The 10589-nt window shown below is 71.7% G+C and carries 10 protein-coding genes and 1 pseudogene; 4 read left to right on the forward strand and 7 right to left on the reverse strand.

The window, feature by feature from the left end; genetic code table 11:
* The first annotated feature begins 7 nt into the window (after nt 1-7).
* Nucleotides 8-1117: an SPFH domain-containing protein gene (locus KYY02_RS16655; protein WP_371238737.1), complete on the forward strand. Its 1110-nt coding sequence runs from the start codon at nt 8-10 to the stop codon at nt 1115-1117.
* A 257-nt stretch (nt 1118-1374) separates the two neighbouring features.
* Here the strand turns inward: KYY02_RS16655 and KYY02_RS16660 are convergent, their stop codons facing one another.
* The 3 genes and pseudogenes from KYY02_RS16660 to KYY02_RS16670 form a co-directional block, all read right to left on the reverse strand.
* Nucleotides 1375-1959 (reverse strand): TerD family protein, encoded by a 585-nt coding sequence (locus KYY02_RS16660; protein ID WP_371238752.1) that lies wholly within the window; start codon nt 1957-1959, stop codon nt 1375-1377.
* A gap of 760 nt (nt 1960-2719) precedes the next feature.
* Complete coding sequence (locus KYY02_RS16665; protein WP_371238738.1) at nt 2720-3295, reverse strand: TerD family protein; 576 nt, start codon at nt 3293-3295, stop codon at nt 2720-2722.
* Nucleotides 3296-3426: 131 nt separating this feature from the next.
* Nucleotides 3427-3696, reverse strand: a pseudogene (locus KYY02_RS16670) (GlsB/YeaQ/YmgE family stress response membrane protein); the annotation flags it as partial.
* A 179-nt stretch (nt 3697-3875) separates the two neighbouring features.
* Here KYY02_RS16670 and KYY02_RS16675 point away from each other — a divergent pair.
* The 3 genes from KYY02_RS16675 to KYY02_RS16685 all read left to right on the forward strand — a co-directional run bounded on the left by KYY02_RS16675 (nt 3876) and on the right by KYY02_RS16685 (nt 7166).
* On the forward strand, nt 3876-4265 hold the full coding sequence (locus KYY02_RS16675) for a BlaI/MecI/CopY family transcriptional regulator (RefSeq protein ID WP_371238739.1): 390 nt from the start codon (nt 3876-3878) through the stop codon (nt 4263-4265).
* A gap of 6 nt (nt 4266-4271) precedes the next feature.
* Entirely contained in the window at nt 4272-5204 is a 933-nt protein-coding gene (locus tag KYY02_RS16680) for a M56 family metallopeptidase (RefSeq protein ID WP_371238740.1), read from the forward strand.
* 579 nt (nt 5205-5783) lie between these two features.
* A complete protein-coding gene (locus KYY02_RS16685; RefSeq protein WP_442538150.1) occupies nt 5784-7166 on the forward strand; it encodes an LCP family protein in 1383 nt (460 codons plus the stop codon).
* A gap of 796 nt (nt 7167-7962) precedes the next feature.
* On the opposite strand, the gene KYY02_RS16690 is transcribed toward KYY02_RS16685, so the two are convergent.
* The 4 genes from KYY02_RS16690 to KYY02_RS34070 all read right to left on the reverse strand — a co-directional run bounded on the left by KYY02_RS16690 (nt 7963) and on the right by KYY02_RS34070 (nt 10373).
* Nucleotides 7963-8418, reverse strand: coding sequence for a tellurite resistance TerB family protein (locus KYY02_RS16690; protein ID WP_371238741.1), 456 nt, complete (start codon nt 8416-8418; stop codon nt 7963-7965).
* Between the two features lie 154 nt (nt 8419-8572).
* Nucleotides 8573-9556, reverse strand: a complete 984-nt coding sequence (locus tag KYY02_RS16695) for a sporulation protein (protein ID WP_371238742.1) — start codon at nt 9554-9556, stop codon at nt 8573-8575.
* Between the two features lie 96 nt (nt 9557-9652).
* On the reverse strand, nt 9653-9871 hold the full coding sequence (locus KYY02_RS16700; RefSeq protein ID WP_371238743.1) for a hypothetical protein: 219 nt from the start codon (nt 9869-9871) through the stop codon (nt 9653-9655).
* A 421-nt stretch (nt 9872-10292) separates the two neighbouring features.
* A complete protein-coding gene (locus tag KYY02_RS34070) occupies nt 10293-10373 on the reverse strand; it encodes a hypothetical protein (RefSeq protein WP_503167867.1) in 81 nt (26 codons plus the stop codon).
* Nucleotides 10374-10589 lie beyond the last annotated feature (216 nt).

The following is a 10589-nucleotide window of genomic DNA, read 5'->3' on the forward strand; positions in this document are numbered from 1 at the left end:
AGGCACTGTGGATCCGGTTGTCATTCTCCTCCTCGTGGCGGTCCTCGTCGTCGTCTTCCTCGTGGCCTCCACCGTGCGGATCGTCCCGCAGGCGCGCCGCTACAACATCGAGCGGTTCGGCCGGTACCGCCGCACGCTGCAACCCGGCCTGAACCTGGTCCTGCCGGTGGCGGACCGCATCAACACCAAACTCGACGTGCGCGAGCAGGTCTACTCGTCCGACCCCAGGCCGGTGATCACCGAGGACAACCTCGTGGTGAACATCGACACCGTGCTCTACTACCAGATCACCGACCCGCGGGCGGCGGCCTACGAGGTCGCCGATTACCTCCAGGCGATCGACCAGCTCACCGTGACCACGCTGCGGAACGTCATCGGCAGCATGGATCTGGAGGAGACGCTCACCTCGCGCGAGGAGATCAACTCCCGGCTCCGCGCCGTCCTCGACGACGCCACCGGCAAGTGGGGCATCCGGGTCAACCGCGTCGAGATCAAGGCCATCGACCCACCGCACACCATCAAGGAAGCGATGGAGAAGCAGATGCGGGCCGAGCGCGACAAGCGCGCGGCCATCCTGCACGCCGAAGGCGAGCGGCAAGCCAAGATCCTCACCGCGGAGGGCACGAAGCAGAAGGACATCCTGGAGGCCCAGGGCACGCAACAGGCCATGATCCTGCGGGCGGACGGCGAGGCCAAGGCGGTGGAACTCGTCTTCCAGGCCGTCCACCGCAACAACGCCGACGCGAAGGTCCTGGCCTACAAGTACCTCGAGACGCTCCCGCACCTGGCCGGCAGCGACAACAACACGTTCTGGGTGATCCCGGGGGAGCTGACCGAGGCGATCCGGACCGTCACCCGTGCGTTCGGCGACCAGTCGACGACAGAGCCTGCCGGGCCCGCGTCACCCGGGGAAGCGGCCACCGCCGCCGACGACGACATGTCGGGCGCAAGCCGGATCCCGCAGCTCGGCGCGGGCTCGACGGTCTCCCTCGACGCCGCCACGGCTGCCGACGAGGCCGAGAAGCAGGCCGCCGCCGCGGTGAGCGACGCCAAGGCGGAGGCCGAGGCCGCGAAGTCGTCCCAGGTGCCGCGCCGGGGACGGGCCTCCGGCGACTGAGCCCACCACGACCGCCCCGCGCGCCTCACGCGCCGGCCGCGGGCCCGTCTTTGGGCAGGTCTTCGTGGCGCGGGCCCCGGCCCTGAGGGTGCGGGCCGACTTGCCTGCGGGTCGGTCCGGTTCGGTGCCCTTCCTGGCGAGGAGGACGGCTGTGACCACGATGAGGACGACGGCGAGTTCGCCCGGTCCGAACATGGTGTCCGGCTCTCCTCTCCGGGACCCGGGCCCGGACGGCGTGAGCGTGGCGGTGGTGGTGCTCAGAGGTGGGGCGTGATGGCCGGGAGCAGGTCCTGGAAGGTGCGGCCGGTGGCGGGTGCGCCGATGGCCTTCATCTGCCAGCCGTCGCCGGAGCGGTGGACCTTCGCCATGATCTGGGCGGTGTGGTCGCCGCCCCCGGTGAGCGTGTAGCGGGCCAGTTCGGCGCCGGTCGTCTCGTCGACCAGGCGGCAGAAGGCGTTCTGCACCTCGGCGAAGGTCTGGCCGGTGAAGGAGTTGACGGTGAAGACGATCTGGTCGATGTGGGCGGGCACGCGGGCCAGGTCGACCAGGACGGCCTCGTCGTCGCCCCCCGTGCCCGCGCCGCCGGTGAGGTTGTCGCCGGTGTGCCGGACCGAACCGTCGTCGCTGACCAGGTGCTGGAAGAAGACGACGTCCGCGGCCTGCCCGGCGGCGAAGAGGACGGCGGAGGCGTCCAGGTCGATCTCGCGCGTCCCGGTGAGTTTGGCGAGGAAGCCTTTGCGGGGTGCGGCCTGCCAGCCGAGGCCCATACGGACGGACGTCAGGGCGGTGCCGTCGGACTTACTGAGGCTGATCTGCTGGCCCTTGCTCAGGTTGACCGACATGAGAGGGGTGCTCCTTCGGGTGGGTGGCGGTGCGGGAGTCGTGGGAGTGGGCGGTGCGGAGGCCCGGGGCGGGGCCGTGCGCAGGGGTGGATCCTCGCGGAGGCACCGCCGTAGGTGGGGCAGCATGCCCCGGTCCAGCAGGGCTCGTTTCCAGTTCTGCCGTGCCTGCTGCACGCGTGCCTCGTGTGCGGTTCCGCCGCCGCCGCGTATCGCCGTTCCCAGCAGCGCGGCGAAGGCGAGGAGGGCACTGGTACCCGCGATCAGCGTCAGTACCCATCCGGCGGTGATCAGTGAGCCGGGGAGCGTGCCTTCGGCGTCGGTCAGTCGGAGCAGGTGGCCGAGGACGAACAGGACCGCGGCGGATGCGGCGGCGATGAGCGGGGTCAGCACCGCCAGGGCCGGCAGCAGGCTGCCGGCGGCGGGGTGCGGCGGCCGGTCGTGCTGTGCCGACGTACGCAAGGTGAGGTACGTGCCGTACTCCGCGCGTGCCGCGGCGGCTGTCGCGTCCGCGTCCCCGAGCGCGCGGAGACGCAGGCGCGCCGTGGCCGGGCCTGTGGGGTCGTCGCCCAGTGGCGCCTGGACGTCCGTGGCGGTGAGGGCCAGGTTCAGTACCGCTTCGAAGTCCGGCCTGTCCTCCGGGCGAAGGCGCAGTGGGTCGTCCACATGGTCTCCTGAGGGGGAAGGTGTCGGTCTCGGAGCGGTGCGGAGGAGGCGCCGGACTTGCCCGGGTGAGCCGGTCGGGCGCCGCCCCCGCGGGATCTCAGACGCCCACGCCGAAGTCGGCGGCGATCCCGGCCAGGCCCGAGGCGTATCCCTGGCCGACCGCGCGGAACTTCCACTCGACGCCGTTGCGGTAGAGCTCGCCGAAGACCATCGCGGTCTCGGTGGAGGCGTCCTCGGACAGGTCGTAGCGGGCGATCTCGGCGCCGCCGGCCTGGTTGACGACGCGGATGAAGGCGTTGCGGACCTGGCCGAAGCTCTGGCCGCGGTTCTCGGCGTCGTGGATGGACACCGGGAACACGATCCTGTCGACCTCGGCGGGTACGGCCGCGAGGTTCACCTTGACGACCTCGTCGTCACCCTCGCCTTCACCGGTGAGGTTGTCGCCCGTGTGCTCCACCGAGCCGTCGGGGCTCCTGAGGTTGTTGTAGAAGACGAAGTGCTGGTCCGACAGAACCTTGCCGGACGTGTCGAGGAGCAGTGCGGAGGCGTCGAGGTCGTAGTCGGTGCCGGTGGTCGTACGGACGTCCCAGCCCAGACCGACCAGGACGGCGGTCAGGCCCGGCGCCTCCTTGCTGAGCGAGACGTTGCCGCCCTTGGACAGGGAAACTCCCACTGCGTACTCCTTCTCGGCAGGTGCGGTCGAGGCCCGCGGCGCGGGCCCGGGCTAAGAATCTACATCACTGTAGAGAATGTGGAGGGGTGGCGCGACGGCGCCCCTGATCCGGCGCGGTCGTGCGACGTCCCGCGTCGGTCCCGTGGGCTGCCGAACAGCAGGCGGTGGGCGACCGGCAGTGCGAGTCCACCCGCGATGGCCGGGCCCCGGGTCGCGGCGTCGAAGAAGTCCTGCTGCACCGGCCGGTCGAGGAGGTGCGCCGACAGCCGGCCGCCCGGGAAGGCGCCGACGATGCCGATGGCCGTCGTGCCGAGGCGGCCGCCCGGATCGCGTCCGGGCGGGATGGCCTTGGCGATCGCTCCGGCGAGGAGTCCCGGCGCCGGCCATGCGATGACACCCATGTCCCGACACTCCTTTCGTGGCCCTTCTTGTGTACGGGCATGCCCTGGGGCGGCACGGCTTCTACAATTTTGTAGAGGGTTCGGCGGGGGATCTGCGAGACCCGTCGGGCGGCGTGATGGTCCCGGGGGCGTCTATACGATGTCCGCTCGGGAAACGGACGGCGGAAGGGAGACAGGGCGTGACTGAGCAGCGGCAGCGTCCCCGGCGGCGGGGGCAGGGCGAGCTGGAGGCGCTGGTCCTGTCGGCGCTGGGGGAGGCGGACGGACCGGCGACGGCCGGCTGGGTGCAGGAGCGCCTGGGCGGCGACCTCGCCTACACGACCGTCATCACCATCCTGACCCGGCTGCTGGCCAAGGGAGCGGTGACGCGGGAGCGCGCGGGCCGGTCCTTCGCCTGGACGCCCGCGTCGGATCAGGCCGGTCTGGCTGCCCACAGGATGCGCAAGGTGCTGGACTCCGAGGGCGACCGCGAGGCGGTGCTGACCAGCTTCGTGACCGGTCTGGGCCCGGACGACGAGCGGCTGTTGCGCGAGCTGCTGGGTCAGTCGAGGAACGAAGGGGAAGACTGAAGCCTCATGGGGGTGTTCGTCTTTCTTCCGCTGGTGCTGCCCCTGACGGCGTGGCCGATCGCACGCCTGGCCGAGCAGCATCTGCATCCACGGACCGCGACGCGGTTGCTGACCGGGGTGGCGGGGGTGATGGCGGCCTGCAGCACTCTCTGCCTCGGCCTGGTGATGGTGGTCGGCACCGCCCAGCTTCCCGGGAACCCGCTGCCCGACGGGTGGTCGGACGCCGAGGTGCGGGCGGCGGTCCCGTACGACGAGGTCGTCGGCAAGGCGGCGATCCCCGCGCTCGTCGTGGTGCTGGTGGCGTGCGGCCGGACGTTGTGGCGGCACGGGAGGGTGCGCCGTCGCGCCCACCGTGCGCTGGCCGGGCTGCGGGAGACGGAGGTGGCCGTCCTTCCGGACGACGTCCCCTACGCGTACGCGCTGCCGGGCGGTCGGCGGGATCGCGTGGTGGTCACCACGGCCATGCTGGACTGCCTCGAACCGACCGAACGCCGGGCGCTGTTCGCCCACGAGCGGGCCCATCTGGCCGCCCGCCACCACCGCTTCCTGCTTGCGGTCCAGTTGGCTGCGCGGGCCAACCCGTTCCTGCGGCCGTTGCGTACGGCGGTGGCGTACACGGCGGAGCGGTGGGCGGACGAGGACGCGGCCCAAGCGGTCGGCAGCCGTCGGGCCGTGGCGTGCGCGATCGGCAAGGCGGCCCTGGTGTCGCGCGGCACCCCGGCGGCGACCCTGGCCGGCTTGGCTGCGGCGGGACCGGTGCCGCGTCGGGTGGCGGCCCTGCTCGGACCCGCTCCGACGGTGCGCAGCTGGCCGTCGGTGTTCACGTCGGTGGGTGTCGCGGCGTGGGGTGCGGCGGTGGGGGCTGCCGTGTCGGCGATGTCGTCGGCGAACTCCGCCGTGACGATGGTCTTCATCCTGCACGCGGCCACGCCCCTTTGACCCGGGCCGGGTGGGGCGTCAGGCGCGGCCGGTGAGCGCGACGAGTCCGGCGACGGGCCCACGAAGGCCGGCGGTGCGAACAAGCGGACGAACGGCACCGGCCGGCCCGTCAGGGTGCCCACGTGGGCAAGTCTGCGGCCACCTCCGTCCACACGCCGGTCCCTGAACCGGCCCATGGGCCCAGCGGGGACGGCGACCGGAGCGCACGGTACGGCCGGACCGGCGAAGACGCCGGGGGTCGGTCCAGGCGATGCCGGTGGCGGAGTCGGCGAGGGAGGCGACTGCGCTCGGCGCGAGGAGCCCACTGATCTTCGCCGCCCGGTTCCGCCCCGCGAGCGGACGCACCGGCTCCTCGGCAGCCGTCCGCGCGTCGTCGGTGCTGCTCGCGCCCAGTCCCCGGGGCTTCTGTGTCCTGCGTGCGGAGCGAGGGATGTGACGGCCACGCGGACTCCGGTTCTCGCGGGACCCCGCCCTTTCCCCCTTGCCTCTACATGGATGTAGAGTTCAGCCGTTCGGCGGACACGGGGCCGCCCGCCCGAGCACGACGGACGACGGACCCAGGCGGAGGAGCGAGCGTCAGTGGGCAGTACGGGAAGGCGGCGCGCTCCGACCGGACCGGAGAAGGTCCGGCTGACGCGGCGAGGGCGGTTCCTGATGTGGGGTGCGGGCGTGTGCTCGGCGCTCGTCCTCGGCGTCGCGGGCGTCGGCGCCTGGCTCTACCAGGACCTGAGCGGCAATATCCAGGGCGCCGACCTCGACGACAAGCTCGGCGGCGACCGCCCGGTCAACCTCAGCCCCGGTTCGAAGAACATCCTGGTCGTCGGCTCCGACAGTCGCGACGGCGACAACGCGAAGTACGGCAAGGGCCTGACCACCATGCAGTCGGACACCCTCATGGTGCTGCACATCCCGGCGAACCGGGAGTGGGCCACCGTCGTGTCCTTCCCCCGCGACTCGTGGGTGGAGATACCGGCCTGCGACAAGGGCGACGGCGCCGAGTCCGCCCCTCACCACGCCAAGATCAATGAGGCGTTCGCGATCGGCGGCACCAGCGGCGAGATCGCCGAGGCCGCCGCCTGCACCATCAGGACCATCGAGGACAGCACCGGCCTGCGCATCGACCACTTCGCGTCCGTCGACTTCCAGGGCTTCAAGGGCATGGTGAACGCCCTCGGCGGCATAGAGGTCTGCCCGGAGCAAGCGATCCACGACGACAAGGCCCACCTGGACCTGGAGGCCGGCTGCCAGACGGTCAGGGACGAGGAAGCCCTCGGCTACGTCCGGGCCCGCTACAGCATCGGCGACGGCTCGGACACCGGGCGCATCGGCCGGCAGCAGGAGTTCATGCAGGCGCTGGCCGAGAAAGCACAGTCCAAGCTGACCAGCCCGAACGCGCTGTACGGCTTCCTGCAGTCCGCCACCAAGTCCCTGACCACGGACGACGACCTGGCCGGCATCAAACCGCTGTACGGCCTCGCCTCCGAGCTCAGGGGCATTCCCGGCGACCGCCTGACCTTCCTCACCGTGCCGAACTACCCGCGTGAGGCGGACGTTCCCACCGACAAGGCCAACGTGGTGTGGCAGTACCCGCAGGCCGCCGACCTGTTCGACGCCCTGGCCAAGGACCGGGAGGTCGACAAGAAGCAGCTCCAGGCGGATGCCGAGAACCCCCTCCACGCCTCCTCCGTACGTGTCCAGGTCCTCAACGGCGATGGCGTCCCGGGCCGTGCCGCCGCCGTCGCCGAGAAGCTGCGGCAGGCCGGCTTCACCGTCACCGGCACGGGCAACGCCCCGGAGACCACCCGCACCACCTCGGTCAGCCATCCGCAGGGCCTGGACGCACAGGCGGAGGTGCTCGCCTCCCGGTTGCCCGACGTGCGGGCCAGGCAGGAAGCGGGTGCTGCCGCCGACGTCGTGACCATGGTTGTCGGAGCCGACCTCGATCCCGAGGACATCCGGTGAGGTGCGAGTGTGCGACGGTGTTCCCGGCGCACCCCTGTCCTGGGCCGCAGGGCCGTCCTCCCTGCGACGTACCTGGTCGCACAGAGCGTGAGCCGCACGAGGGACCACCAGACGTCCGCCGTGCTCCTTCCGGAGGTCGGCCGGACGGCCTTGGTGGCGTCGAGGGGCTCGGTGGGGGTGTCGGCCGCACCCTCCGTCAGGCAAGGGGACGGGTGCAGTGGAACCGCCCCTCGAGGTGGGCGTGCTCGGCGTGGGCCGGTGAGCGGGACGCGGAGGTCTGCAGGCGCTCGGTGCGGGTGCGGGCGGCCTCCACGCCGGGGAACACCTCGATCGCACCGCCGAGGTGGACGCTGCCGGGATCGGGTGCGGCGACCTCGCCGCCGTCGATCCGCCGGTCCTCGGAGGTCAGCTTGCTGCGGTAGCCGTCCTGCGCCCCCAGGGGACCGCCGGGATCCTCTTCGCGGTGGGCGTGGAGGACCGCGTTCCCGACGGGGAGTCCTGCCCCTCCACGAGGCGGAAGACGGTGCCGGCATCGGCGGTGATGGTCGCGCTGCCCCTCTGCCGGTCCTGGTGGTGTCCGGCGCCGAACGGCAGCGGGACGGGTTCCTGGGGCAGAGCCGGGAGCACGATGCCGACCGGCGTTCCGGCGCCGGCCGGGACCGCGGCCGTGCGCGGACGCCGCAGGGAGCTCCGCCTCCCGGGCCGGCCGAGGTCCGGCATCACCGCTCCGGCTCTCACCGCTGGTGCGGCGGGCCGGCACCGAAGGGGCGCCGGCCCGCCACGCGGTCCGGGCCGGTCAGAGGTCGAACTCGTGGGGCGGCAGGTCGAGGGCGTAGCACGCCTCGCGGACCACGGCCTGCTCGTCCTTGTCGAAGTCGCCGTCGGCGCCGCCGATGACGATGCCGATCTGGACGACGGCCCGTGCTTCGGCGGGCTTCTTCTTGGCCTTGGCGATCTCCTGCAGGACGCTCACCTTGCCGAAGTCGAAATCGGCGGTGAGCTTGTTGAGGTTGTCCTCGAAGCGGCGGCGCAGGTCGTCGGCGGGGAAGTTCTGCAGCACCTCGTTGGTGGCGATGAGCTGGGCCACGCGCTGCCGCTCGGACGGGTCGACCGTCCCGTCGGCCGCCGCCACCAGGGCGCACATCGCCATGCTCGCGTCGCGGAAGGCGCCGCTCTTCAGGTCGTTCTTCTTCGCCATGAGCTGGGTCTGCATCGTCGATGCGGACTCCTTGAGGCGGTCCCACAGGGCCATGAGAGCTCCGTACGTGTCGGGAGGATGCCCGGGCCGGGGTGCTCCGGACAGCGTTTTTTCTACAACACTGTAAAAGTTATCAGCCGGGGGCGGGGAGATGTGCGTCTCCACGCCCCCGGCCGGTGCGTCCTTCACCGGCTGCCGGGGCCCGCTCTCAGCCCTCGTCCTCCTCGTCGCCTTCGAAGAAGTCCCCGACCTCGTCGACCACTTCGGCCGCGACCATGCCACCGACGACGCCGACCGCGAGCCCGGCGGCGCCTGCGGCGACGGCGGTGCCCACGCCGGGGCCGGAACGGCGGTGGTCGTCGTGGTGGTGGCCGCCGTGTCCGTGCCCGGTGTACGGGGCACCGTGGCCGTAGGCGCCGTGCGACACCCGGTGCTCGACCAACTGGCGGATCCAGCCGTCGACCTCGGCGTTCCAGTCGCGGGAGTCGTGATGGCCGACGGTGAAGCGGGTCAGCGCGTCATGGCCGCCGGAGAAGAAGCCGCCGCGCTTGTCGGCTTCCAGGACGACGTCCATGCCGGCCGGGTTGGCCAGGAAGGTCACCTCGATCTCGTTGACCTGGTGCGCGTACTGCGGTGCCGGGGTGAGCTCGATCTCCTGGTAGAAGGGCAGCTGCTGGCCCGTGCCGCCGATGCGTCCGTACTCCAGGTCGGCGGACTTGAAGCCGAAGCCGAGCTGGCCGAGCGCTTCCAGGACGGTCTCCTGGGCAGGCAGTGGGGCGATGTCCAGCCGGTCCAGGTCGCCCTTGTCCTTGGCGCCGGCCACCGCCAGCTCGGTGCGCACGCCGAGGACGATGCCCAGGCCCTGCCCGTACAGCTCGGTGATCGGCGTCTCCCAGGGCAGCGTCACGGAGAACGGGACGCTGTGCTGCTGCCCCGCTCCGAGCCGGAAGCCGCCGCCGACGGTGAACCGCTCGAAGGGGACGACGCCCTCGCTCTCGCCCTCGCCGTGCTCGGCCTCGACCCGGGCCACGAGTTCCAGGGTGATGTGCTCGATGTCGAAGTCGGCGTCGCCACCCTTGAGGTGGACCTGTCCGGTCAGCGCGCCGCCGGGGCGGGCGGCTCCCGGGTCGAGAACCGTGTCGACGGTGGGGCCGCCCACGCCGAGCGATCCGAGCAGTCGTTTGAACACCATGATGGCGTCCACTCCTTATGCGTGCGTGTGTCTCGTTCGAGTGCGGTGCCGCGCGCCGGGGTGGACGCACGGCACCGCGGTTGTGCGCGGGGCGGGCTACTTGGCCGCGTCTAGCGCGGCGAGGGCCTGCGCCCAGCGGACGTACTTCAACTCGGCCAGGTCGGCTACGGTCTTGACCCCGAACGCCTCCCGGAGCAGCTCGCCGTCACGGTCGGAGACGCCCTTGAGCGCCCCCACCGGGGCGGCCAGGATCTCGGGCAGACTCTTGTCCGCCCACGCCTTGTCGAGCACCTTGTCCAGGTCGATCGAAGCCATGCGTGTCCTCTTCCGGGTGTGTGAGGCCCGGCCCTGTCGCGGGCCTTCTACAAACACGTAGAAGCATAGGGCTGTCGCAGGCCGGGAGGGGAACGGTCGGCACGGGCTCGCCGGGAAAGGCCGAAAACGGGCTCTCGCGGGGATGAGGCCGAGCGCGCGACGAGTTCGCCGCTCCGGGGCCGTGTCCGAAGCGTCCGGCCAACGGCTCCTTTCGCCTCTGCTGTCATCGGCGGCCAGGCCGCTCAAGCGCCGATGGTTCCGCCCGGTGGGTGCGGGCCCCTGCGGACGGGATGTCCTCGGGGACGTCCCCGTGGCCGGCGATCGGGGCACGAGGGGAGGTGCCGGACGGTCCCGGCCAGGGGAGACCGGGTTCCTCTCCGGTCAACCGGGCCACCGTCCGGGTCGTCGCTCGTGTACACCATCAGTTCGAAGCCCCGGAGCGCCGGGCGACGATCCCGACGCGGCAGCCGTCCCGGTGGGCGAACTCATGGCGCAGGCCCACGCCGGGCAGCGGGCTTCGTCGACGTCGGCCCGCATCATCCCCGTCAGCCGTGCATCAGGTGCCGGCCCGCAGCAGCGGTCCGGGCCGCTGCCATGGATCGTCGGCACACACCGCCGGAGACTCGGGCCGAAGCGCCTCCGGGTGGTGCTTTGAGGCTCCTTTACAGTTGGTGTAGAGGCAGGCAATCCTGTCTCCACCCACTGTCCACATGTGCAA

The sequence above is a fragment of the Streptomyces pimonensis genome (genome assembly GCF_041380215.1).
GTDB classification, from domain to species: Bacteria; Actinomycetota; Actinomycetes; order Streptomycetales; family Streptomycetaceae; genus Streptomyces; species Streptomyces pimonensis.

Coding starts and splice junctions, on each gene's coding strand:
- KYY02_RS16660 (WP_371238752.1), bottom strand. CDS start 1,959: ATGTCGGTCAACCTGAGCAAGGGCCAGCAGATCAGCCTCAGTAAGTCC.
- KYY02_RS16680 (WP_371238740.1), top strand. CDS start 4,272: ATGGGGGTGTTCGTCTTTCTTCCGCTGGTGCTGCCCCTGACGGCGTGG.
- KYY02_RS16690 (WP_371238741.1), bottom strand. CDS start 8,418: ATGGCCCTGTGGGACCGCCTCAAGGAGTCCGCATCGACGATGCAGACC.
- KYY02_RS16695 (WP_371238742.1), bottom strand. CDS start 9,556: ATGGTGTTCAAACGACTGCTCGGATCGCTCGGCGTGGGCGGCCCCACC.
- KYY02_RS16700 (WP_371238743.1), bottom strand. CDS start 9,871: ATGGCTTCGATCGACCTGGACAAGGTGCTCGACAAGGCGTGGGCGGAC.